This is a genomic window from Formosa sp. L2A11 (assembly GCF_009796865.1).
Lineage (GTDB): Bacteria > Bacteroidota > Bacteroidia > Flavobacteriales > Flavobacteriaceae > Formosa.
Map to the genome: position 1 here is coordinate 2,783,105 of NZ_CP047028.1, position 24,423 is coordinate 2,807,527.

Sequence of the window (24,423 nt, forward strand, 5' to 3'; positions counted from 1 at the left end):
CAAACAACCTTATTAACTTAAAACTATTTTTAAACAATAAAACGCTTCAGTTTAATAAATAAACTGAAGCGTAATTGTATGTTTTAAAAGTGGTTACTGTAATAGATGTAAACTCTTTTCTAAAGTTTCCTCGTATAATTTTTCATATTGAGGCACTATATTATGTATATCGAATTTATATGAACGCTCTTTTGCATTCTGTTTGAATTCTTTCAATCTATCTTCATCACTTAAAATATAGACTGCATTTTTACTCATATCCTCAACATCTCCAACATCACTTAAAAATCCTGTAACACCATGTACATTAACTTCTGGGATTCCACCTGTATTACTAGAAATAACAGGAACACCAGAGGCCATAGCTTCTAATGCTGCTAAACCAAAGCTTTCTGTTTCTGATGGTAATAAGAACAAATCACTAAAACATAAAATTTTATCTATTTCGTTACTTCTACCAAAGAATACTACTTTCTCTAAGATTCCCAGTTCTTCACATAAGTTTTCTGCATCTTCTTTGTCTGGCCCATCACCAATTATCATTAGTTTTGCTGGGATTTCTTTCTGTATATTATAAAACACCTTAATAACATCTAAAATTCGTTTTACGGGTCTTAAATTACTAATGTGTGTAATGATTTTTTCATTATCCGGAGCCATCATGCCACGTTGGCAATCTGTAAATGAATGTTTATATTTTTCAATATCAATAAAATTAGTAATCACATTGATATCCTTTTTTATATCGAATAATCTAAACGTATCTTCTTTTAAACTTTCTGAAACAGAAGTCACAGCATCAGACATATTTATACTAAAAGATACTGCTGGTTTATAAAACGGATGACTTCCAACTAAAGTAATATCTGTACCATGAAGTGTAGTAACTACAGGAATATAGATGCCTTCTTGTTCCAACATTTTTTTAGCCATAAAAGCAGCATACGCGTGCGGAATTGCATAATGCACATGTAGAATTTCAATTTTATGAAGCTTAACCATATCTACCATTTTACTAGATAAAGCGAGTTCGTAAGGCTGAATGGAACAAAGGGTATTCAGGTACTTTAACCTCGTGAAAATGTACTTTATTACTTAATAAATCTAACCGTACTGGCTGATTATACGTAATAAAATGAATTTCGTGTCCGCGTTTAGCTAATTCTAAACCCAATTCTGTGGCAACTACGCCGCTTCCTCCAAATGTAGGATAACAATTTATTTCCTATGCGCATCTTAATTTATAATTGCTTCGTAAATAAGTTCTTGAATATCTGTTCTAATATTTTCTCGTAATAACATATTAATCTCTGCAGATGGATATGTTCTGTTGGCCATAAATACATATACTAAATCTTCATCGGGATCTGCCCAAGTATAGGTTCCTGTAAATCCAGAATGTCCAAAACTTTTCATAGACACACAACCACACGTTGGACCACTTGTACCTAATTGTGGTTTATCGAATCCTATACCACGTCTATTTCCTTTAATAGAATAATATGTTTTATTAAACATATCTATAGTTTCTGGTTTAAGATAGCGTTTATCTCCGTAAAAACCCTTTTGCAAATACATTTGCATAATTTTAGCTATATCGTTGGCATTACTAAAAATTCCAGCATGGCCACCTACTCCATTTTGCATTGCTGCTCCCATATCATGAACATAACCTTGTACCACTTGATGGCGATAATAGGTGTCCTTTTCTGTAGGTACAATAACTTTCATAGGAAACTTTAAGTACGGATTATATGTGGTATAATTCATCCCTAAAGATTCATAAAAATGAGTTTGGACCAATTCGTCTAATGTTCTGTCGTAATAAGTTTCAATAAATTTCTTTAAAATGTAATAAGGTAGGTCACTATAGCGATATTTTAACTTTGTAAGCAAGTCTGTATCCATAATTATTTGTTGCATTTTTTCTGGATAATCTCTTTTTAGGTATAAATTATTAAACACTTTTATACTGAAAAGTTCGCTTGGAGCATTACTATAGTACTCTGGACTTGGCATTTTAGTAGAATCTAGTGTTGCTACATAAAATGGAATCCAAGGTTTTAAACGTGCATAATGCGATAACATTTGCTTTAAGGTAATATTTTCTTTATTTGATCCTTTATATTCTGGAATTAACTCTGATAATGTTGAATTTATTGAAATTTCATCATCTTTTTCTACAATTTCCATTAATAAAGGTAAAGACGCTACAATTTTTGTTAGCGAAGCAATATCGTATAAATCGCTACTTTTTACAGGTTCAGAATTTTCATCATAAGTGTGTCTTCCAAAATTCTTATTGTATATTACTTTTCCTTTTCTAGCTACTAAAACCTGAACTCCAGGCGTCATGTGTCCATCTATAGCGCGTTGGGCAATGGCATCTATTTTATGAAGTTTTTCAGAATCTATTCCTACACGTTCGGGAATCGTGTAACCTAAACGAGATATTGAAGTAACATCTATACCATCTCCAGCCTTTAAACCATTTCCTACAGAAACAGGAAGTTTACCTTTAGCATCTATAGCTCCAAAAATAATTTGTGCAGATTTTTCTTGAGCAACTACGCTGTTTTGATAACTAACTACAATACTTTCTATATTGTCTATAGTTGGTAAATCCAGCAATGCATAAGGTTTTACAAAAACATCTAAAATAACATGGTGTGTTTTTGAAATACTATCTAATAACTGAACTTCATCGGTTGTAAATTCATAATCTTTCCAAGGTGAAGCATTAGAGCGATGTAAGCCCACAATAACCGTGTTATAATTAACAAGCTTATCTTTTACATATTGGTAAGAATCTGATAGTACTTCGTGAACTTTAGCATATTTTTTTAATTCATTAAAAAACGGACTTCCATCATCATCTCCCATTTTTATATAAGCAATAGATTTTTTATCTAAATCGCGAATAGGTAAAATGTCTTTATCATTTTTTACAACTGTAATTGCATTCTCAAATAATTTTTCATTTAAAATATCATCATCTAACCTGTTTAGATCTTTAACTAAATTTTTGGTATCTATAGGTTTGTAATGATTTAATCCCATCTTATATTTAGACATTAATATTTTCTTAACCGAATACGCTAAACGGTCCTCAGTTATAATATTATTGTTATAAGCTTCTGTAATTTTTTCTATTGCTTTTGGTACATCTTCAGAAATTAATAAGATATCATTTCCAGCCATAAATGCAGCTAAATCTATATCGCCAGGACTACTAAAATTAGCAACACCTTTCATTTCTAAAGCATCTGTTAAAATTAAGCCTTGAAAGCCCATTTTTTCTTTTAATAAATCGGTAATTATTGCTTTAGATAAAGACGATGGAAAATCGGGTATACTATCTAAACTTGGGACATTTAAATGTGCAACCATAACACTTTCCATACCGTTTTTAATCATTTGTCTGTACGGATACAATTCTATAGAATCAATTCGCTTTTTAGAAAAATTTATGGTTGGTAACACTTTATGAGAATCTGTTTCGGTGTCTCCATGACCAGGAAAATGCTTTCCTGTTGCCATAACTCCTGCACTATGCAATCCTTTCATAAAAGCAACAGCATCTTGAGTAACTTCTTCTCTTTCTTCTCCAAAAGAACGATTTCCTATAATTGGATTTTTCGGATTTGTATTAATATCTATGTCAGGACCAAAATTAAAATGAATCCCTAATCGCTTACAATGTTCGCCAATGTGTTTTCCTGTTTGCTCAATAAGTTGCTTGTTTTTTATGGCTCCTAAAGTCATATTCCAAGGAAATGCATACGTTGAGTCTAATCGCATACTTAATCCCCATTCTGCGTCCATACCAATTAACAACGGAACTTTAGATAAACCTTGATAGGTATTATTAAGTTTAGCTAATTTTACAGGACCACCTTTAGAATAAATAATACCTCCAATATGATTGTATTTTATTAAAGTTCTAACACTATTTACGTCTCTAGTATTAGCCGTTGTCATGGCGCGAACCATAAATAACTGTCCAATTTTTTCTGGAAGCGTTAAGCCATTATACACACTATCTACCCATTTTTTTTGAGCAATAGCATCTTTGGTAACTAAGGGATTTGTAGGATTTTGACTAAAAGAAAGTTGACAACTAAAAAAGATGAGGGAAATATATATAATTCTGTGCATGAAATTCAATTTGATTGTAATTACAGCTTAACTGCAAATAGTAAGCCAAATTACCATATTTAAAATGAAGTTAAAAAGACTTTATGATAGAATTATAAAGAAATAGTTAACAGTTATAGATACAATAGCGGTAATATGTTATACTGAAATTATTAAGATTAATTTGACTCTTTTCTGAGTGCAAGTAAAGTTATAAAAATAAAAAGCTTCACTTAATTTAAATAGAAGTGAAGCTTTTGTGTATGATATTGTATGTTAACCAATTAATCTACTAAATCTATATATCTATCGTGATATCCTAATAAATATAAAACACCATCTAAACCAATGCTAGAAATAGAACTTTGCGCATTGTCTTTTACTTTAGGTTTGGCATGAAAAGCAATTCCTAATCCTGCTAGATTAAGCATTGGTAAATCGTTAGCACCATCTCCTACTGCAATAGTTTGGCTAATATTTATGCCTTCTTGTTTCGCAATGTCTTGTAAATATTCTGCTTTTTTGTTTCCATCTACAATTTCACCAAGGTAACCACCTGTAAGTACACCATCCACAATTTCTAATTGATTAGCATATACATAATCTATACCTAATTCTTTTTGTAAATAATGTCCGAAATATGTAAAACCACCAGATAAAATGGCCGTTTTAAAACCGTAACTTTTTAAAGTATCTATAAGACGTCGTGCTCCTTTTGTAATGGGTAAATTTACAGCAACATCACGAAGAACATCTTCGCTTAATCCTTTTAAAAGTTTCATGCGTTTTTCAAAACTTTCATTAAAATCTATTTCCCCTTGCATTGCAGATTCTGTAATTGCTTTAACTTCTGCACCAACACCTGCTAATTCTGCAAGTTCGTCAATAACTTCTGTTTGAATTAAAGTAGAATCCATATCAAAACACACCAAACGTCTGTTTCGTCTGTAAATATTGTCTTCTTGAAAAGCGATATCTACATTCAATTTACGAGAGATTTCCATGAATTTCTCTGTAATATCAGACTTATCTTCAATATGCCCTCTAATAGATAATTGTATAGATGCTCTTGGGTATTCTTCATCTGTAACTAAAGATAAACGACCTGTTAATCGTTTTATAGCATCGATGTTTAAGTTTTTATCTGAAACAACTTTAGTGACTTCTGAAATTTGTTTAGCCGATAACCTTTCTCCTAAAAGCGTTACGATATAGCGATCTTTTCCTTGTAGTGTTACCCATTTTTCATACTCGTCTAGAGTAATAGGTGTAAACTTTGCATTGATACCAAGTTCGTAAGCTTTAAACAATATATTTTTTAAAACGGCAGCCGATTTTTTCTTTGATTTAATCTTGAATAAGATTCCTAAAGATAATGTATCATGAATATTCGCCTGTCCAATATCTAGAACTTTTGCTCCGGATTCTGCCAAAACACCTGTTAAGCTAGACGTTAATCCTGGCCTATCTTGTCCTGAAATGTTTAATAAGATAATCTCATTATTCATAATATTGTTTTGGTTTTTTAGTTGAAAAAATTAAAATGCCTTTTAGTTTTAGCACTATAATAAACATTAATAGCTTTTATATCTTGAAAATCAGACTATTTAATAAATCTGTTATGCCAACTATCGCTTGCAGGAACTTCCCAATTTTCATTGTATTCTGCAATATTAGTGACTAGATTGTTAAAGACAATTGTTTTTTTAGAGACTGCTTTATCTTTAGCCATTTTTCTAAATTCGGTTAACGTTTTATAAGCAACAAATTCTCCTTGTTTATAAGATACATTCATTTTGTCTAATAAATCTACATTATATTCTTTCTCTAATTGTTGAATAAAATGCACAGAAGCATCTAACGAACATCCTGAAGCATTGTTTACTTCTTGATTTAAACCAAGAATAATAAAACGCTTGTATTTAATTTCGTATCCAGCACTTAAATCTGCACCATGCGCAGTCCAATTTTCTATAAAGACATCTAATTTAGATTTTATTTCTTCTAATTCTTGATCTGAAAAAGAACGATTGGCTTGATAAATCCAAACTTTTGAAGTTTCCGGTAATGTATTAAAATCTACTAACATCTTTTATTTCTATGTATTTAATCAGTATTCTATATTCCAAATTCGTTAAAGAATTCTTATAAATCTTGTGCGTTTGCAATAAGTTCGGCTATGTCCATAACTTCTACATCTGCTTCTTTGTCTTTTGCTTTTACACCATCCGTCATCATTGTATTACAAAACGGACAACCCGCAGCGATAATATCTGGTTTTACTTCTATAGCTTGTTCGGTACGTGCAACGTTAACTTCTTTATCGCCTTTTTCTGCATCTTTAAACATTTGCGCACCACCAGCACCACAGCAAAGTCCTTTACTTTTGCAGTTTTTCATTTCGACTAATTCGGCATCTAATTTTTTAATTAAGTCTCGAGGAGCTTCGTAAACATTATTTGCACGACCTAAATAACACGGATCGTGAAATGTTATACGTTTACCTTTAAACTTTCCGCCTTCAATAGTTAATTTACCTTCGTCTAATAGTGATTTTAGAAATTGTGTGTGATGCATCACTTCGTAATTTCCTCCTAATTCTGGATACTCATTTTTTATGGTGTTAAAACAGTGCGGACAAGCCGTTACTATTTTTTTTACCTCATAAGCATTTAAAACTTCAATATTAGTTACTGCTTGCATTTGAAATAAAAACTCATTCCCTGCACGTTTTGCGGGATCTCCAGTACAACTTTCTTCTGTACCTAAAACCGCAAAATCTACATGCGCTTTGTTTAATAATTTTACAAATGCCTTGGTAATTTTTTTTGCTCTATCATCAAAACTTCCAGCACAACCAACCCAAAACAAAACGTCTGGTTGCTTGCCTTGAGCCATATATTCTGCCATTGTAGGCACTTTTAGTAATTCGCTCATCTTTCTTATTTTGATTTTATGTGTTTATAAACTTTAAGCATATTAAAACTTATTCGTCTTTCCAATTTAAACGATCCATTTGGTTGTAAGGCCATGGTGCACCGTTGTTTTCTATGTTTGTCATCATGTTATTTAGCTCTACAGGAGCAGCAGACTGTTCCATTACTAAATAACGTCTCATATCTATAATTATAGATAATGGGTTTATACTAACTGGACAAGCTTCTACACAAGCATTACACGAGGTACATGCCCAAAGCTCTTCATTAGTTATATAATCTCCAAATAATTGTTTGCCATCGTCGTTAAAAACACCATTATTAGCATCTATATTCTTACCAACTTCTTCCAGACGATCTCTGGTGTCCATCATGATTTTACGAGGCGATAATTTTTTTCCTGTTTGGTTGGCAGGACATTCACTAGTACAACGTCCGCATTCTGTACATGTATATGCATTTAATAATTGTACCCAATTTAAATCTTGAACATCGCTAGCTCCAAATTTAGCAACTTCTTCTTCTCCAGACTCGTTTTCTGCAGGAGGTGCAAACGGATCTGCATTAGGATCCATCATCATCATCACTTCTTTAGTTACAGCTTCAAGATTATCTAATTCACCTTTAGGTTTTACACTACCATAATATGTGTTTGGAAATGCTAAAAGAATATGTAAATGTTTAGAAAAGTATAAGTAATTCAGGAATGTTAGAATACCAATAATATGAATCCACCATGCTGCTCTTTCTATAATATGAAGAGTGCCTTCTGAAAGACCGCTAAATAGAGGCGCTATAAATTGACTAATTACATTACCACTATTCATAGCTTGAAAATGTACATCGGTTGCATTCATAACAAGAAACAATGTCATTAACACCATTTCGAAATATAAAATAATATTTCCATCGTTTTTTGGCCATCCTTTCATTTCTGGCTTCCAAAAGCGTTGTAATTTAATTACGTTTCTTCTAATCCAAAATATAATTACAGCAACAAAAACTAAGCTTGCTAAAATTTCGAACGCACCAATTAAACATCCGTAAACAACTCCTAAACCTGAGAAAATACGGAGTGTTCCGAAAAGGCCATCGATTATAATTTCTAAGACTTCTATATTTATAATTACAAACCCTACATACACAATAATATGTAGAAAACCAGCTATAGGACGATGTACCATTTTACTTTGCCCTAAAGCAATTCTGGCCATGTTTTTCCAACGCTGGGAAGTATTATCGCTAACGTCTACATCTCGACCTAAATTAATGTTTCGTATTAATTTCTTTACATTTTTTGCAAAGTAACCGATACCAGCAATTAAAATTATCGCGAATAATATGTTAGGAATAATGCTCATAAATTAATTAGTTATTAGTTGTATGTACTTCTATATTAGTCCCGTTATCTTCTGCTTGATTCTCTAAAGCATCAAAATCGTTTGGTTTCTTTCCGAAAACAGAAAAATGAATATAACGTTTAGGATTAAGTTTCATATCCTGAAGTAATTGCTCTAATTGAAGCGTGGCGCCTTCTAAGTTATTATATAATTGGTCGTCTTTTAATAACTTACCTAAAGAACCTTCTCCTTTATTTACATTATCTAATACGCCATTAAAAGAAGCTAAAGATTGCTCTAAATTTGTTACTACACCAGAAATATTAGTTGCAGCTAAAGAATCTGAAATCTTAGAAAAATTACTTGTCGTATTATTTAAATTAGATAATGTGCTGTTTATATTAGCTTCATTACTCGTTAATATGCCATTTAAAGATTGAGAAGTCGATTTAAACGATGTTATTGTTTGGTCTAAAGATGCAATAGCATTTTTAAGATTTGTTGTTGTTTTATCGTCAAAAATATTACTAAAACTTAAAAGTAAAGAATCTGCATTTTGTGTTAACGATTCTATTTTCTTTTGTAATGGTGCTAATTTTTCTCCAACAACATCTGTTAATCCAGATTTTCTACTTGCAACTAAATAATCTTCATCTTTTGCTAATTCTGCATTATCTAAAGCAGGAATAATGGCTATAGATTTACCACCAATTAAGCTAGTATCGTAAAGTTCGGCAGTACTATTTTTAGAAAATGAATAATCATTATCTATAAGAAGTGTAACTACTAAAGTTGCATCGTCTTTTAATCTAATTTCCTTGACTTTACCAACGGGTAAACCACTAATTGTAACGGGAGTCGATAATGTTAAACCTTCTACATTATCGTAGTTAACATAAAATGTTCTAGAAGAAGAGAATAAATTTTCACCTTTTAAAAAATTAATTCCAAATATTAAAAATATAATCCCTGCAATAACAAGAACTGCTATTTTGATTTCTTTTGATATCTTCAAAGCAATGTTTTTAGTTAATAAACAAAATTAGAAATAATAAAATTAGGATTCACTAATTTGAAGCTGTTTTTAAAGCTTGATCTATATGCACCTGCTCTCCGTTTTTAAAAGCAACTATAAAACTGGTATTAAAACCTTTTGCTTTTGCTCTAGATAATAAACTTTTTGCTTCGCTATAAGTTGCAGAACTACCGTAATAATATTTATACATTCTACCTACTTGTCCTCTAGTTATAGGTTTTAATCCGTTAAAATTATAAGGTTTAGTTTCTAATTTAGTAGAACTTGCGGAAATTTGCACTTTAAATTCTACCTTACTAGATACTTCGGTGTCTTCTATAACTTCTGGTTCTGGCGTTTTTACAGCGACTTCTTCTGGTGTAATGGCTGTAACAGCTTTCGCTTCAGGCAGCTTCTTTGATTCACTAATATTTTCACCGACATTTAAATCTAATGTTTTTTTGTATTCTAAAATAGCATCTGCTATTGCTGTCGAAACTTGAGCTTGTCCTTTACTAGAATTTAAATAGTGACCTTCTTCGTTATTTGTTATAAAACCAGTTTCTACAAGTACACTAGGCATATAAGTATTGTGCATAACCCATAAACTAGCCTGTTTTACACCTCTACTTTTACGTTTTAATTTATTTGTAAAATTATTTTCAATCATGCTAGCAAGTAAAATACTATGATCTATATAGTCTTCTTGCATTAATGTTAGTCCAATTAAAGATTCTGGAGCAGTAGGATTAAAACCGTCATAATGAGCTTGGTAATCATCCTCTAAAAGAATTACTTCGTTTTCTTGTTTAGCGACATCAAAGTTTCGTTTTGTATTAGCTACACCTACAACATAAGTTTCAGAACCATAAGCTTGTGAAGTGTGTGCATTACAATGTACAGATACAAATAAATCTGCATCTGCTTGATTTGCAATTTTTGCTCTTCCTCTTAAAGTAACGAAAACATCGGTTTTACGGGTATAAATGACTTTAATATCAGGGTTTTTCTCTAACTCTGCTCCTATTTTTAAAACAATTTTTAAAGCAACTTCTTTCTCTGTAAACCCGAATTTGGTAGGCTTTCCTGGATCATGACCACCATGTCCAGCATCTAAAACAACAACGAATTTACTGGTTTTAAGAGATTTATCACTAGTGAATGCTGTTAAAAAGAAGAAACATATAATTGGTAATATAAATATAATAGATTTTGTTTTCATAAATACTATAACTGTAAAGGCAACTGTTTATTATTAAAATTTAGTGAATATTAATCGTTCTCAAAAAATATATATGTAATTTTGGCTTTTTTAAAACACTATTTTTAAACTTTACAAAAATACATTTAAAAGCATTGCGTTCAAACAACTTTCAAATACTTTTAGCTTTAAGTTTTACAGTGCTTATCAACACTTTTAGCTATTCTCAAGACTTGCCTAAACCTGTAAAGGTAATAAAACCGACAACTAAAGAATCTCCTTTTATAAATCCAACAATTAGCGTAGATAGCTTAGCCGCAAAAACAATAACAGAACGCGCTCAAGATAGTATTTTAGTTGATAGTTCAAATCATAAAAAAGAATTTTTAACCGATATCGTTAAATACTCGGCTAAAGATTATACTTCATTTAATAGATTAGAACAAAAACTATACCTCTATAATGAGGCTGAAGTAGATTATCAAGACATGAACATTAAAGCTGGTGTTATTGTTATTGATTATAGTAAAAATGAAGTGTACGCTGGTCGCATAAAAGATTCTACTGGAGCTATGATACAGAAACCTGTATTTACACAGTCTGAAAGTGTTGTAGAACCCGATTCTATTCGTTTTAATTTCGATACTCAGAAAGCATTAATTTATAATTCTAAAACAGAACAAAGCGGATTTAATATTTTGGCCCCTATTGTAAAAAAAGAAAACGATTCTGTTATTTACATGGCTAGAGCTAAATTTACAACTTCAGAAGATATAGATAACCCTGAATATTATTTTAAAGCCAGTAAGATTAAATATGTTCCGGACGAGAAAATTGTTGTGGGTCCAACGCATATGGTTATTGCAGATGTTCCTACACCAATTGCGGTACCTTTTGGATTTTTCCCTTTAACAGATACACAAACCTCTGGTATTATTATTCCTAGTTTTGGTCAAGATAGTGATCGTGGTTACTTCCTGCAAAATGGAGGTTATTATTTTGCCATGAGTGATTATGCCGATTTAACCATTTTAGGAGATTATTATACCAATGGTAGTTACGGTTTAAATATTGAAAGTAATTATGCTTTAAAATATAAGTTTAGAGGTAGTATGTCTTTTAGGTATGAAAGTCTAATAGATAGTGAAAAGGGATTCCCTGACTACTCAAAATCTACTATATATAATATTCGTTGGTCGCATAGTCAGGATTCGAAAGCAAGTCCAAATTCAAGTTTTTCTGCTTCTGTAAACTTAGGGAGTAGCTCCTATTATCAGACTTCTGTAAATTCTTTAAATACAGGAAACTATTTAAATAACACATTATCATCTTCTGTAGCATATTCAAAAACTTTTAGTGGAGCGCCACAAGTAAATGTTAGTGTTGCCGCAACACATTCCCAAAATACAACCACAGAAGTTATAAATATGTCGCTTCCAAATATATCTGGTAGTGTAGATAGAGTTTATCCTTTTGCTCCAAAAACAGGTACAAAAAGTGGTATTATAGATAATATAAATTTTCAATATTCTGTAGATGCTGAAAACCAAATAGAAACTACAGATTCATTATTCTTCAAGCCTCAAATGTTTAAAGATGCAGAAGCAGGTGTACAACATAGTATACCGGTAAGCACCAATTTTAAACTTTTTAAATACTTAAGTTTAAGTGCAGGAACATCGTTTGAAGAAAACTGGACATTTAAAACTATAAATAGATATTACGATCAAGATTTAGGCGAAACGGTAACAGAAACTGTAAATGGTTTTGATGCCTATAGAACCTATAATTTTAGTACTAGTTTAGGAACCACTATTTATGGTATGTTCGATTTTAAGGGCAAAGGAAAAGATCCTAAAATACAAGCGATAAGACACGTAATGAGGCCCTCTATTAGTTATAGCTTGACACCTTCATTCGATCAATATTACGATACATACGAAGTTATTTCTACTGAAGGTACAGAACTAGAAACATATTCTCGTTTTGAAGAATCTATATATGGTGCGCCTAATCAAAATTTCTCGTCTTCTGTAGGATTTTCTTTAGCAAACAATTTAGAAGCTAAAGTAAGAGATAATGATAGTACTGCTACCGAAGCTAAAAAAATTACACTTATAAATAGTTTAACATTTTCTACATCTTATAATTTTGCAGGAGATTCTTTAAGATGGAGTCCGCTTAGAATTAGTGGAGGAACATCTATTTTAGATAGTAAAATGAATATAAACTTTGGTGCCACTTTAGATCCTTATGCATTAGACAATAACAATACTAAGGTAGATGTTTATAATATAAATAATAATGGAAGTTTATTTAGATTAACTAGTGCTAACTTAACTTTAAGTTACTCACTATCTAACGAATTGTTTGGAGGAAAATCTCAAGACGACGACAAAGGCATACAAGAAAACCTTCGTGGAGGTGGTAGAGATGATGACTTATTTGGTGTATCTCAAGATTTTGCCAATAATAATTTTTTCGATGATAAAGAAGAAGACGAGGATGAAGAGGATAAGGAAAATAATAATAAGTTCTATAATTATAAAATTCCCTGGACCTTAAACTTAGCTTACGCCGTTAACTATTCCAATTCTGCAAGGAATAACGAAATTTCATCACATTCCTTAATGTTTTCTGGAGACGTAGCGCTTTCTCCACGTTGGAGTGTTGGAGCTTCTTCAGGTTACGATTTTAAGGATATGGGATTCACATATACACAATTACGTTTAGAACGTGATTTATTAAGTTGGAAAATGAATTTTAGTTGGGTACCTTTTGGAACAAGTAAATCTTGGTACTTCTTTATTGGAATAAAATCTAGTATCTTAAGTGATCTTAAATACGATAAACGTTTACAATCAGATAAAAGTCTATAAATTTATATATATGAAAACAATTATTACAACACCAGATGCTCCTGCTCCTATTGGTCCTTATAACCAAGCTGTATTAAAAAATGGTATGTTATATGCTTCAGGTCAAATTGCAATCGATCCAGCAACTAGCGAATTGGTTTTAGATGATATTAAAACTGAAACGACTCAAGTTATGAAAAACATGGAAGCGATCTTAAAAGCTGCCGACATGACTTTTGAAGATGTTATTAAAACCTCTATTTTTATTAGTGATATGAATAACTTCGCGCAAATAAACGAAATCTATGGTCAGTATTTTAATGAAGCTACTGCTCCTGCAAGAGAAACTGTAGAAGTTGCTAACTTGCCTAAATTTGTTAATGTTGAAATTAGCTTTTTAGCTTCAAAATAAAATTCTATTTTAAAATATATATGCCCAAACTTGATAAAAGTTTGGGCTATTTTTTGCAAACTATTTTCTTGTAAAGAACTTTAATGTACTTTTATAAAGTAATAAAATCCCACTTGTATGCGTATTGAAAATGAAATAAAATTAGGCTTTAAAGATGTTATGTTCCGTCCAAAACGATCTACATTAAAAAGCCGCTCACAAGTAAGTTTAGATCGCGAATTTACATTTTTACACAGTCAGACTAAATGGACAGGAGTTCCCATTATGGCAGCTAACATGGATACTGTAGGTACGTTTTCTCTAGCCTTAGCTTTAGCAAAACAAAACTTGTTTACAGCCATTCAAAAACATTATAGTTTAGAAGAATGGAATACATTTATTGCTGAAGCTCCCGAAGGTATCGAAAATTATATAGCAGTAAGTACTGGAACAAATGTAAAGGATAGTGAGAAACTAAAACAAATTTTTGAAAAACATCCGCAACTGCGTTTTATATGTATTGATGTTGCTAACGGATATTCTGAACATTTTGTGAAATTTGTAAAGCAAACTAGAGCACAACATCCTGATAAAGTAATTATAGCTGGAAATGTAGTTACAGGAGAAATGGTTGAAGAATTACTACTCTCTGGTGCAGACATTATTAAAGTAGGAATTGGCCCTGGATCTGTTTGTACTACACGTGTTAAAACAGGTGTTGGTTATCCTCAATTATCGGCTATTATAGAGTGCGCAGATGCTGCACATGGCTTAGGCGGACAAATAATAAGTGATGGTGGTTGTGCTGTTCCAGGAGATGTCTCTAAAGCTTTTGGTGCTGGAGCAGATTTTGTTATGCTTGGTGGTATGCTTGCCGGACATGAAGAAAGTGGCGGACAATTAATAGAACGCGAAGGCAAACAATTTAAACAATTTTATGGAATGAGTAGTGAAACCGCTATGGATAAATATGTAGGTGGAGTTGCAGAATATAGAGCAAGTGAAGGAAAGACCGTAGAGGTTCCTTTTAAAGGCCCTGTAGAGCATACTTTACAAGATATTTTAGGTGGAATACGAAGCACTTGTACTTATGTTGGTGCAGAGCGTTTAAAAGAATTAACAAAACGCACAACATTTATTCGTGTTGCAGAACAAGAAAACCAAGTGTATACAAAGTAATAAGAACTATAAAATATTAGGTATCTTTAAAACCTATTAAAAACAAAAATCTCGAGTTATTAGCTCGAGATTTTTGTTTTATAAGTTGAATATATTAATGCTAATATTCAACAATTTTATCTACTACTAATTGTTTTAAAATAGAGTCGCTATCTTCTAATTTATACTGTATTTGTCTTGACTTTCCTGTAAGGGTATTGTTTTCGTAAATAGGAAAACGTTGTATAAAAGTACCTTCAACCATTGCAAATTCATCATGACCATTATAACCTATATTAGCGTCTTCATGCTCTGCAATTTTAGAAACCTTAATTATACTTATAGATTTTTCATCATTTACAGAAAAACCAAAGACTTCGCCTTTAGCGTCTGTTCCTGATGTTGTATAAACTAGTATTTCAGGAAATGTATCGTTATTTAAATCATCTATTTCTACGTTCGTTATCTCTCCTTTAACATCACTTATTTTAGAAGGTGCTATATCTATTCCTCTTGGAGTAATTGTTATTACACCATTATTTTCTTCAATAAGATAAAACACATCGTTATAACTTAAAGATCTAGAATACTCAATTTTATCAATTTGTGTTGTGTCTAAATCACCTTCAAATTTTGCATAAGTTCCGGATAAACTAGCTCCTCCATTACAAAAAGAATGTAATGCGTATTCTTCTGTTTCTGGATCTGTAGATATGCTTACACCTTCTTTATTAAACGTAAACAAGATATTAATACCATTTTCAAGAACCTTTAAAGTACTATTGCTACTAGCATTACCAATGGCATCGAATGTACAAGTTCCTCTTTTTTTGTCTCCTCTAGAGCGTATAGTAATTTTAGTTCTATAATCGTCTATTGGTTTAATCATTATAGCAACCCAATCATGACCATTATCTTTTTTATTGTAATCATCATTTACATAATTACCATAATAAGTCGTATCTAATTTAGCAATAATAGATTCTTTTTCAACCTCTATCGATGTTGTTTTAAGGTGTCCTTTGGCAATAACATCATCGTCTTTACTCCAAGTAAAAGCACTACCATTAGTTAATAAAGTATAACCATCTTTATTTTTATATGTTGTGCCATTAGCACTTTCTATATGTTGTAAAATAAAATCTTTATTTTCTTTAGTATCGTGTACTGTAATCTTACCATCTGCACTACCTGAATTTGCAATGATTACATATTCGTTTTCATTGTTATCGGATACAAATATGGTTGAAGAACTAGATTCTACTATTTCTAAAGCAGATAAACTTGTATCTTTTTCTTGCTTACAAGACGTAAGACAAAAAGAAATGGTAAAAGCACTTATAATGAAATGAATCTTATTAAAACACATCATAATTAACTGTTTTGTAAATAGTTGAAGTATTAAATTTAATTAAAAATAAAATATATAGCATTATATAAATACTATTTTTTTTAGTTTAAATAAATAAAACATTTTCAATTAAAATTATTTTAACGATAAAAAGGGATGACAAATAAAATTAAAATTATGTTATATATAACATAATCATGGAGATAATCTATCTTTTTTCCAATCGTAATTATCTTGTAATTTATATCGAATACGATCGTGTAATCTATTAGGTCTTCCTTGCCAGAATTCTAGTTCTACTGGTTTTACAATAAAACCACCCCAATAGTCTGGTCTTGGAATTTCTTTACCTTCAAAAGATGTTTCTAAATCTTTTAATTTAGAGTCTAAAAATTCACGACTTTCTACAACTTGACTTTGGTGAGATACAATAGCTCCTAATTGGCTTCCTCTTGGGCGAGATTCAAAATAACCATCGCTCATATTTGGTGCTATTTTTTCTGCAATACCCTTTATTATAATTTGTCGTTCTGCTTTTGGCCAGAAAAAAGACAAACACACATGTGGATTTGCTAAAATAGCTTTTCCTTTTTCACTTTCGTAATTGGTATAGAAAATAAAACCTTCGTAAGTATAACGCTTTAAAAGCACTACTCTACTCTTTGGAAAACCATCTAATCCCATAGTAGAAACTGTCATGGCATTAGTTTCGTCTTCTAAAAAGTGCTGATCTACATCCATAAACCATGTTCTAAACAACTCTAATGGATTTTCTGGAGTATCTTCTGCTAGAAGTTCTCTTTTAGCGTACGTTTTTCTATAATTACTTAAATCTTGTTCTTCCATAATTGTAATATAATTATAAATTAAACTTTAAATACTTTACCAGCGGCAGCAATATCTACAGGTTCGAAAACCTCCTGAGCTTCTGTTATAAATTCACTTAAATCGTCGTAACGTGTAGAAAAATGACCTAAAACAAGTTGCTTTGCATGTGCTTTTTTCGCAATACTTGCGGCTTGTTTAGCTGTACAATGTTTAGTTGGAAAAGCATTTTTTTCGTGTTTTTCTAAAAATGTAGATTCATGATATAATAAATCGACATCTTTTATAAGTGGCACAATAGACTCTGTATAAACCGTGTCGCTACAAAATGCATAACTTTTAGGTTTAGAAGGCGCAATTGTTACATCTTTATTTTTTACTAAAACACCGTCTTCATTTATAATGTCTGCACCTTGTTTTAATTTTCTGTAATAAGCAGTATGAATATTATCGTCTAAAATGGCATCCATATCTAGCATACGTTCTCCCGTTTTTTCTTTAAATAAAAATCCGTTAGTATATACACGATGTTTTAATGGAATGGTATGCACTTCAACAGTGTCATCTTCATAAATTAATTTAGATTCTTTTGATGTTAATTCGTGAAATATAAGTTTAAAATTAGTCCAAGAGCCACCAAGTTTCATTTGAAGTGTAATGACTTCCTCTAATCCTTTAGGGCCATAAATATGTAAATCGGTTTCGCGTGTTAATAATCTAAAAGTAGATACTAATCCTACAAGACCAAAATAATGATCGCCATGAAGGTGAGATATAAAAATATGTTTTATTCGGTTAAATTTAACCTTATATTTTCTAAGTTGTACTTGGGTACCTTCTCCACAATCAATTAAAAATACGTGGTTTTTAATTTCTAAAACCTGAGATGTTTGATGCGCCGAAATACGTGGTGTTGCACTATGGCAACCAAGAATAGTTAATTGCATAATTAAAATCCTAAATCGCGTTCCATGTCTTCCATCTCTATAATATCGTAGGCTTCCTCTAAAGTAGGCACAACTACTATTTCTTCTATAGGCTGCTCTAAATTTGTTTTGTCTGAAACCAAAACAAAAGAATGTTTAGCTTTTCTATGTGTATTAGAAATTTGAAGAAATTCAATAATCTGTTCTAAAGTCAGTTTATCTAAAGACGATAGATTAACAATAACATTATCGTTTTTAAATTTTGAATACGAATCCTCCATTTTTTTTACTAATTGTGCTGGAGTCGCATGTTCTTGAGTAACAATTGTGGTGTTACCTTCCGTATTTAAAACCATATTATTGTTTTATTTTTGAAGCTAATAAATATATTACAGCCATCCTAATTGCTACACCATTTTGTACTTGATCTAAAATAATGGCTTGATCTGAGTCTGCAACATCACTCGTAATTTCTACACCACGATTAATAGGACCTGGATGCATAATTGTAATTTCTTTATTTAGACTATCAAGCAATGCTTTATCTACACCAAATTGTTGTGTATATTCTCTTGTAGAAGGGAAATAACTAATATCCATACGTTCGTTTTGTACACGAAGCATATTAGCGACATCACACCATTCTAAAGCTTTACGTAAATCTGTTTCAACTTTTACTCCAAGTTTGTCTATATACTTTGGAATTAATGTTTTTGGACCGCAAACCATAACTTTTGCACCCTGAAGTTGTAAGGCATATATGTTAGATAAAGCCACTCTACTATGTAGAATATCTCCAACAATAACTATATTTTTACCTTTAACTTCGCCTAAACGTTCGCGTATAGAATACGAATCTAATAAGGCTTGTGTTGGATGTTCGTGTGCACCATCTCCAGCGTTAACAATACTTGCTTTAACATGTTTAGATAGAAATACACCAGCTCCAGGATTGGGATGACGCATAACCACCATATCTACTTTCATAGATAAAATGTTATTTACAGTATCTATTAAGGTTTCCCCTTTTTTAACCGAAGATTGAGATGCTGAGAAATTAATTACATCTGCAGATAATCGTTTTTCAGCAAGTTCGAAAGATAATTTCGTTCGCGTAGAATTTTCGAAAAACAGATTTGCAATAGTAATATCTCGAAGTGAAGGCACTTTTTTAATAGGCCTATTAATAACTTCTTTAAAATGATCGGCAGTTTCAAAAATTAACTGAATATCTTGTTTGTTAAGATATTTAATACCTAGTAAGTGATTTACACTTAATTCGCTCATCTTAGTCTAATTATTTATTAAGTACACGGCATCTTTATCGCCTTGTTCTTGCCATTGTACTATTACTTTTTCTTTATTTATAGCATCTACTTGTCGGCCTCTATAATTTGGCTGAATTGGTAAATGTCTACTAAAACGTCTATCTATTAACGTTAATAGTTCTATTTCTTCTGGTCTCCCAAAAGATTGAATTGCAGTAAGCGCAGCACGAATACTTCGCCCTGTATATAAAACGTCGTCTATAAAAACAACATTTTTATTTTCTACTACAAAATCTATTTCGGTGGTATTGGCTTCCAGAGGTTTGTCACTTCTTCTAAAATCATCACGATAAAAAGTAATATCTAAAAGGCCTAATTTAAGATCTTTAATCTTATAATCTTCTTTTAGAATTTTGGCTAGCCGTTTTGCTAAAAACTTCCCTCTAGGTTGTAATCCTACTAAAACGGTATTGGTAAAATCGTTATGTTTTTCAATAAGTTGACAAGCCAAACGATGAAGAATGATGTTTACCTCTGTTGCATTAAGTAACACTTTTTGACTCATATTGTTTCGAAACGTATTTGCTTAACAAAGGTAATGTAAAAATTTAATACTTGGGTTTCCCTAGCCCATAAAACATAAAAAAAGCCTTCCAAAAATTGGAAGGCTTTTAAATTATAAATGGTTAGAAAGATTATTTTCCTTCCATTTTGTCTTTAAGAGCTTGTAAAGCATCGTTTGCATCTCCTAAAGTTGGTTTAGATTCTGCAGCAGCAGCAGACTGTTTTTTAACAGCAGCTTTTACGTTAGCAATCTCTTCTTCTTTAAAGATAGCAGTATGCGAAGCAACTACTCTTTTAAATTCTTTGTTGAATTCAATGATTTTGAATTCTGCTGAATCTCCTTTTCCTAATTTAGAACCATCTTCTTTCTCTAAGTGACGAGAAGGAACGAAAGCAACGATATCTTCGTTAAAGTCGATAGTAGCACCTTTATCTACAACTTCTGCAATAGCAGCTGTATGTACAGTACCTACTGCGAATTCAGTTTCATATTTATCCCAAGGATTAGCAGTAGTTTGTTTATGACCTAAAGATAATTTACGTCCTTCAACATCTAATTCTAATACTACAACTTCTAATTTATCTCCTACAGCGCAGAATTCAGAAGGGTGTTTAATTTTCTTAGTCCAAGATAAATCAGAGATATAAATTAATCCGTCAATTCCTTCTTCTAATTCAACAAATACACCAAAGTTTGTAAAGTTACGTACAATACCTGTATGCTTAGAAGCTAATGGGTATTTAGTAGTAATATCAGTCCATGGATCTGGAGTTAATTGCTTAATTCCAAGAGACATTTTACGTTCTTCTCTATCTAGAGTTAAGATAACTGCTTCAACTTCGTCTCCAACAGATACGAAATCTTGAGCTGAACGTAAGTGAGTAGACCAAGACATTTCAGAAACGTGAACTAAACCTTCAACACCTTCTGCAACTTCGATAAATGCACCGTAATCTGCGATTACAACGACTTTACCTTTAACTTTGTCTCCAACTTTAACTTCTTCTCCTAAAGCATCCCAAGGATGTTTAGATAATTGTTTAAGACCTAATTGGATTCTTGATTTATCTTCATCGAAGTCAAGAATAACAACGTTTAATTTTTGATCTAATTCAACGATTTCGTTAGGGTGATTAATTCTAGACCAAGAAAGATCTGTAATGTGAATTAATCCGTCTACTCCACCAAGGTCGATGAATACACCGTAAGAAGTAATGTTTTTAACAACACCTTCTAATACTTGACCTTTTTCTAATTGACCAATAATTTCTTTTTTCTGTTCTTCAATATCTGCTTCAATAAGCGCTTTATGAGACACAACAACGTTTTTAAATTCGTGGTTGATTTTCACAACTTTGAATTCCATTGTTTTGTTTACATACTGATCGTAATCTCTAATTGGCTTAACATCGATTTGAGAACCTGGTAAGAATGCTTCAATACCAAATACATCAACGATCATACCACCCTTAGTTCTACACTTAACAAAACCGTTAACGATTTCACCAGTATCATGAGCGTTATTTACGCGATCCCATGCTTTAATTACACGAGCTTTTCTGTGAGATAATACTAATTGTCCTGTTGCATCTTCACGCACATCAATTAATACTTCTACTTTATCTCCAACAGCTAAATTAGGGTTGTAACGAAATTCGTTTAACGAAATTACACCTTCAGATTTTGCGTTGATATCAATAATAGCGTCACGATCAGAAATGTGTACTACAGTTCCTTCTACGACTTCGTCATTTAAAGTGTCAACGAAATTTTCTGCTACTAATTTTTCAAATTCTTTTAATTGAGAATCTTCAACTTCATCAATACCTTCTTGGTAATTGTGCCAGTTAAAATCTGCTAAGAATTTTTCAGGGTTTGCTTGAGCTTCAGAGATTTGTGGAGCTTCTACAGATTGTGCTTCAGTTGCTTCAACTTCAGCTTGTTTTGCTTTTTCAGCCATTAAATAATAAATTAATAATGCTTTTGCTTTTTGCTTTCGCGTAAACTAACTACATTACATCTTGTATCCTATATATTCTTGGAAGATTTAAGCGACGAACACATAGAAGTGTTATATATAAATTTTTCAGTTCCTCTTATCTTTCCAACTGTCGCTAAAAGGAGTGCAAAATTAATTATATTTTTTCTAATAGCCTAATATTTGTTATTTAAATTAAAGTCCTGAAAACAAGTGTTTTATTCCTAATTTCTAATTGTAGAAAAAATTACAGCTTCTTAAAAGAAAATTAATATCTTGTCAACTCTAAAAAAATACATTTATTATGACAGCAAAAGCAAAATATCAAGACGTTCTTGATTTAGGAGAAGCTCTAAAAATTCAAAACGGAGATGTTTCTGAAGAAAATGGAGTTTTAAAAGTAAAAGGTACTGCTAAAACACAGTATGATAAAAATCAACTTTGGGATAAAATTAAGGCTATTGGAGGTGATAACCCTACAGATATAATGGCTAATATAAGTGTTGAAGACACTAGTGTATTTCACAGACATACAGTAAAAAGCGGTGATACTTTAGGAAAGATTGCTAAACAATATTATGGAGATGCTTCTAAATACCAAGCTATTTTTAAAGCTAACACAGATATTCTTAAAAATCCTGATGTTATTTACCCAGATCAAGAATTAGTTATTCCAAATTTATAATTGGAATCCTTTTTAATAAAAAAAGAGCAATCTACTAGATTGCTCTTTTTTTGTTTATGCTTTTATAGCAGCATCTACAAGTTTTAATATGTGATCGAACTGTTCTTTTATAGTTGCGTTAGAATTATCTATAGCAATGGCATCTTCTGCCTGCATTAAAGGAGAATCTTCTCGAGTACTATCTAAATGATCTCGTTTTTGTACATTTTCTAATACGGCTTCAAACGTAATGTTTTCACCATTATTTTTTAATTCATTGTAACGACGTAAAGCGCGTGTTTCTGCAGTAGCTGACATAAATATTTTAAGTTCTGCATCCGGAAAAACAACAGTTCCAATATCTCTACCATCCATTACAACACCTTTATTAATGCCAATATTTTTCTGTATTTTCACTAATTGCGCTCTAACTTCTGGAACTGCAGCAACAATACTTACTAAATTAGAAACCTCTAGAGTACGTATGCTTTTCTCGATATTTTCATTATTTAAATATACTTCGGCAAACCCCAATTGGTCATTAAACTTAAAAGTAACTTGAGCGTTAGGTAATTCTGAAATAAGTGTTTCTCTGTTAAAATGCTCTGGAGTTATCATTCCTTTTTTCATTGCAAAAAAGGTAATTGCACGATACATGGCACCAGAATCTACATATATATAGCCTAAAGATTTTGCTATTAATTTAGCAATTGTGCTTTTTCCTGTCGACGAAAATCCGTCTATAGCAATTGTAATTTGTTTCATTATTGTAAATCTATATTAATTCCGAAATAGCTTGAACTTGCCGCACTTGAATATTTGGCATAGGTATAACTAAATCGCATTCTATTCATTTTAATTCCTATTCCTGCAGATAATCCAGAAAAATTTCGCTCGTCTACGATACGTAACTCCTCGCCTCTTCTAAAACTATAACCTAAACGAATATTAAATCCGCTATCGGGAAACAATTCTGCTCCTAAAATAGTATGACGAAAAACATTTTGTACAAAAGTAACATCTTCTTCGGTCTGGTTGCCTTCTAAATCAGTTTCTACTCGAGCTGGATTTGCAACAGCAATAGGCCATTCTTGTAAGTTTTCTAGAGTAACATGCCAACGAATTGGTACATTCTCTAATTTTTGAGAAAAACCTAAATCTATTTCAAAAGGTAAAGGTTCGTTTTGACCTGCATAGGTTGTAATCTGAGTTCCGAAATTTCTAACCACTAAGGCGGCGTTAAAATTTAATTTATCGTCTATATAAATCAGTCCTAAATCTACAGCAGCACCTAATGACGAATACTGCTCTAAAGTAGATGTGATAAATTTTAGATTAGCACCAACATAAAAATCTGAATACCCAATACGCGTTGCATAACCCAAAGACAACGCTGTCTCGCTACCAGTAAACGTTCCGGTTTCATTTCCGTCTTCATCATACCCATCAAATTCGCCATAGTTTACATACGTAATCCCTGCATGAAGTGTTTTTGTACGCCTGTCGTAAGTATAAGCGTATGCAGCAGTACCATAACTTACTGCACCTAAATGACTGGTATAGTTTAGAGCAAGCTGATTATCCATTTTAACATTAATTGTTGCAGGATTATATAATGCTTGGGTGACATCGTAATCTACATTAGTAAGGACTTTACCACCTAAAGCGGCTTGGCGTGGAGATGACACTAAATTTAAAAATTGATAAGTTGATTCGCCTCCCAATTGAGCGGATGCGATACAACTACAACAACCAATAAATAATAGTGCTAATTTTCGCCTCATACGGATGCAAATTAAATAAATCTTAA

The 24,423-nt window shown here is 31.7% G+C and carries 20 protein-coding genes and 1 pseudogene; 4 read left to right on the forward strand and 17 right to left on the reverse strand.

All coding sequences use genetic code 11. The annotated features are described in order from the left end of the window. Positions 1 to 93: 93 nt before the first annotated feature. The 8 genes and pseudogenes from bshA to GQR95_RS12220 form a co-directional block, all read right to left on the reverse strand. Positions 94 to 1,222, reverse strand: a pseudogene (bshA, locus tag GQR95_RS12185) (N-acetyl-alpha-D-glucosaminyl L-malate synthase BshA). Positions 1,223 to 1,236: 14 nt separating this feature from the next. Then, positions 1,237 to 4,158 carry a glycoside hydrolase family 3 N-terminal domain-containing protein gene (locus GQR95_RS12190; RefSeq protein WP_159023422.1) on the reverse strand — a complete coding sequence of 974 codons (2,922 nt, stop codon included), beginning with the start codon at positions 4,156 to 4,158 and terminating at the stop codon, positions 1,237 to 1,239. 263 nt (positions 4,159 to 4,421) lie between these two features. Beyond that, positions 4,422 to 5,645, reverse strand: coding sequence for a phosphoserine phosphatase SerB (gene serB, locus GQR95_RS12195; protein ID WP_159023423.1), 1,224 nt, complete (start codon positions 5,643 to 5,645; stop codon positions 4,422 to 4,424). 95 nt (positions 5,646 to 5,740) lie between these two features. Next, complete coding sequence (locus GQR95_RS12200; RefSeq protein WP_159023424.1) at positions 5,741 to 6,226, reverse strand: ABC transporter ATPase; 486 nt, start codon at positions 6,224 to 6,226, stop codon at positions 5,741 to 5,743. Between the two features lie 56 nt (positions 6,227 to 6,282). Next, the gene (locus tag GQR95_RS12205) at positions 6,283 to 7,074 is read right to left on the reverse strand and encodes a (Fe-S)-binding protein (RefSeq protein WP_159023425.1); all 792 of its coding nucleotides are present in this window, start codon (positions 7,072 to 7,074) and stop codon (positions 6,283 to 6,285) included. A gap of 49 nt (positions 7,075 to 7,123) precedes the next feature. After that, complete coding sequence (locus tag GQR95_RS12210) at positions 7,124 to 8,434, reverse strand: (Fe-S)-binding protein (RefSeq protein WP_159023426.1); 1,311 nt, start codon at positions 8,432 to 8,434, stop codon at positions 7,124 to 7,126. 7 nt (positions 8,435 to 8,441) lie between these two features. Continuing rightward, entirely contained in the window at positions 8,442 to 9,428 is a 987-nt protein-coding gene (locus GQR95_RS12215) for an MlaD family protein (RefSeq protein WP_159023427.1), read from the reverse strand. A 52-nt stretch (positions 9,429 to 9,480) separates the two neighbouring features. Continuing rightward, entirely contained in the window at positions 9,481 to 10,650 is a 1,170-nt protein-coding gene (locus GQR95_RS12220; RefSeq protein ID WP_159023428.1) for an N-acetylmuramoyl-L-alanine amidase, read from the reverse strand. A gap of 134 nt (positions 10,651 to 10,784) precedes the next feature. Between GQR95_RS12220 and GQR95_RS12225 the strand changes: the two genes are divergently transcribed. The 3 genes from GQR95_RS12225 to GQR95_RS12235 all read left to right on the forward strand — a co-directional run bounded on the left by GQR95_RS12225 (position 10,785) and on the right by GQR95_RS12235 (position 15,057). Next, on the forward strand, positions 10,785 to 13,508 hold the full coding sequence (locus GQR95_RS12225; RefSeq protein ID WP_233265923.1) for a putative LPS assembly protein LptD: 2,724 nt from the start codon (positions 10,785 to 10,787) through the stop codon (positions 13,506 to 13,508). Positions 13,509 to 13,518: 10 nt separating this feature from the next. Further along, on the forward strand, positions 13,519 to 13,899 hold the full coding sequence (locus GQR95_RS12230; protein WP_159023429.1) for a Rid family detoxifying hydrolase: 381 nt from the start codon (positions 13,519 to 13,521) through the stop codon (positions 13,897 to 13,899). A 117-nt stretch (positions 13,900 to 14,016) separates the two neighbouring features. Continuing rightward, complete coding sequence (locus GQR95_RS12235) at positions 14,017 to 15,057, forward strand: GMP reductase (protein WP_159023430.1); 1,041 nt, start codon at positions 14,017 to 14,019, stop codon at positions 15,055 to 15,057. Positions 15,058 to 15,157: 100 nt separating this feature from the next. Here GQR95_RS12235 and GQR95_RS12240 read toward each other — a convergent pair whose 3' ends face one another. The 7 genes from GQR95_RS12240 to rpsA form a co-directional block, all read right to left on the reverse strand. Then, entirely contained in the window at positions 15,158 to 16,408 is a 1,251-nt protein-coding gene (locus GQR95_RS12240; protein WP_159023431.1) for a hypothetical protein, read from the reverse strand. A gap of 174 nt (positions 16,409 to 16,582) precedes the next feature. Further along, positions 16,583 to 17,233 (reverse strand): pyridoxamine 5'-phosphate oxidase, encoded by a 651-nt coding sequence (gene pdxH, locus GQR95_RS12245; protein ID WP_159023432.1) that lies wholly within the window; start codon positions 17,231 to 17,233, stop codon positions 16,583 to 16,585. Between the two features lie 20 nt (positions 17,234 to 17,253). Continuing rightward, positions 17,254 to 18,159, reverse strand: a complete 906-nt coding sequence (locus tag GQR95_RS12250) for a ribonuclease Z (protein WP_159023433.1) — start codon at positions 18,157 to 18,159, stop codon at positions 17,254 to 17,256. 2 nt (positions 18,160 to 18,161) lie between these two features. Then, positions 18,162 to 18,494, reverse strand: coding sequence for a ribonuclease Z (locus GQR95_RS12255; RefSeq protein WP_159023434.1), 333 nt, complete (start codon positions 18,492 to 18,494; stop codon positions 18,162 to 18,164). Between the two features lies 1 nt (position 18,495). Then, on the reverse strand, positions 18,496 to 19,425 hold the full coding sequence (locus GQR95_RS12260) for an aspartate carbamoyltransferase catalytic subunit (protein WP_159023435.1): 930 nt from the start codon (positions 19,423 to 19,425) through the stop codon (positions 18,496 to 18,498). A gap of 6 nt (positions 19,426 to 19,431) precedes the next feature. Then, positions 19,432 to 19,971: a bifunctional pyr operon transcriptional regulator/uracil phosphoribosyltransferase PyrR gene (gene pyrR / locus GQR95_RS12265; RefSeq protein WP_159023436.1), complete on the reverse strand. Its 540-nt coding sequence runs from the start codon at positions 19,969 to 19,971 to the stop codon at positions 19,432 to 19,434. A 130-nt stretch (positions 19,972 to 20,101) separates the two neighbouring features. Next, complete coding sequence (gene rpsA / locus GQR95_RS12270) at positions 20,102 to 21,931, reverse strand: 30S ribosomal protein S1 (RefSeq protein WP_159023437.1); 1,830 nt, start codon at positions 21,929 to 21,931, stop codon at positions 20,102 to 20,104. A gap of 322 nt (positions 21,932 to 22,253) precedes the next feature. Between rpsA and GQR95_RS12275 the strand changes: the two genes are divergently transcribed. Further along, the gene (locus tag GQR95_RS12275; protein ID WP_159023438.1) at positions 22,254 to 22,634 is read left to right on the forward strand and encodes a LysM peptidoglycan-binding domain-containing protein; all 381 of its coding nucleotides are present in this window, start codon (positions 22,254 to 22,256) and stop codon (positions 22,632 to 22,634) included. Positions 22,635 to 22,688: 54 nt separating this feature from the next. Here the strand turns inward: GQR95_RS12275 and cmk are convergent, their stop codons facing one another. Together cmk and porQ are read right to left on the reverse strand one after the other, a co-directional pair. Continuing rightward, positions 22,689 to 23,378: a (d)CMP kinase gene (gene cmk / locus GQR95_RS12280; RefSeq protein WP_159023439.1), complete on the reverse strand. Its 690-nt coding sequence runs from the start codon at positions 23,376 to 23,378 to the stop codon at positions 22,689 to 22,691. After that, a complete protein-coding gene (gene porQ / locus GQR95_RS12285) occupies positions 23,378 to 24,397 on the reverse strand; it encodes a type IX secretion system protein PorQ (RefSeq protein WP_159023440.1) in 1,020 nt (339 codons plus the stop codon). Before porQ ends, cmk begins: the two co-directional genes overlap by 1 nt. Positions 24,398 to 24,423: the final 26 nt, after the last annotated feature.

Bases quoted from the DNA above. Each gene is read 5' to 3' on its own strand.
- GQR95_RS12190 (WP_159023422.1), bottom strand. From the start codon at position 4,158: ATGCACAGAATTATATATATTTCCCTCATCTTTTTTAGTTGTCAACTT.
- serB (WP_159023423.1), bottom strand. From the start codon at position 5,645: ATGAATAATGAGATTATCTTATTAAACATTTCAGGACAAGATAGGCCA.
- GQR95_RS12200 (WP_159023424.1), bottom strand. From the start codon at position 6,226: ATGTTAGTAGATTTTAATACATTACCGGAAACTTCAAAAGTTTGGATT.
- GQR95_RS12205 (WP_159023425.1), bottom strand. From the start codon at position 7,074: ATGAGCGAATTACTAAAAGTGCCTACAATGGCAGAATATATGGCTCAA.
- GQR95_RS12210 (WP_159023426.1), bottom strand. From the start codon at position 8,434: ATGAGCATTATTCCTAACATATTATTCGCGATAATTTTAATTGCTGGT.
- GQR95_RS12220 (WP_159023428.1), bottom strand. From the start codon at position 10,650: ATGAAAACAAAATCTATTATATTTATATTACCAATTATATGTTTCTTC.
- GQR95_RS12230 (WP_159023429.1), top strand. From the start codon at position 13,519: ATGAAAACAATTATTACAACACCAGATGCTCCTGCTCCTATTGGTCCT.
- GQR95_RS12235 (WP_159023430.1), top strand. From the start codon at position 14,017: ATGCGTATTGAAAATGAAATAAAATTAGGCTTTAAAGATGTTATGTTC.
- GQR95_RS12240 (WP_159023431.1), bottom strand. From the start codon at position 16,408: ATGATGTGTTTTAATAAGATTCATTTCATTATAAGTGCTTTTACCATT.
- pdxH (WP_159023432.1), bottom strand. From the start codon at position 17,233: ATGGAAGAACAAGATTTAAGTAATTATAGAAAAACGTACGCTAAAAGA.
- GQR95_RS12250 (WP_159023433.1), bottom strand. From the start codon at position 18,159: ATGCAATTAACTATTCTTGGTTGCCATAGTGCAACACCACGTATTTCG.
- GQR95_RS12255 (WP_159023434.1), bottom strand. From the start codon at position 18,494: ATGGTTTTAAATACGGAAGGTAACACCACAATTGTTACTCAAGAACAT.
- GQR95_RS12260 (WP_159023435.1), bottom strand. From the start codon at position 19,425: ATGAGCGAATTAAGTGTAAATCACTTACTAGGTATTAAATATCTTAAC.
- pyrR (WP_159023436.1), bottom strand. From the start codon at position 19,971: ATGAGTCAAAAAGTGTTACTTAATGCAACAGAGGTAAACATCATTCTT.
- rpsA (WP_159023437.1), bottom strand. From the start codon at position 21,931: ATGGCTGAAAAAGCAAAACAAGCTGAAGTTGAAGCAACTGAAGCACAA.
- GQR95_RS12275 (WP_159023438.1), top strand. From the start codon at position 22,254: ATGACAGCAAAAGCAAAATATCAAGACGTTCTTGATTTAGGAGAAGCT.
- cmk (WP_159023439.1), bottom strand. From the start codon at position 23,378: ATGAAACAAATTACAATTGCTATAGACGGATTTTCGTCGACAGGAAAA.
- porQ (WP_159023440.1), bottom strand. From the start codon at position 24,397: ATGAGGCGAAAATTAGCACTATTATTTATTGGTTGTTGTAGTTGTATC.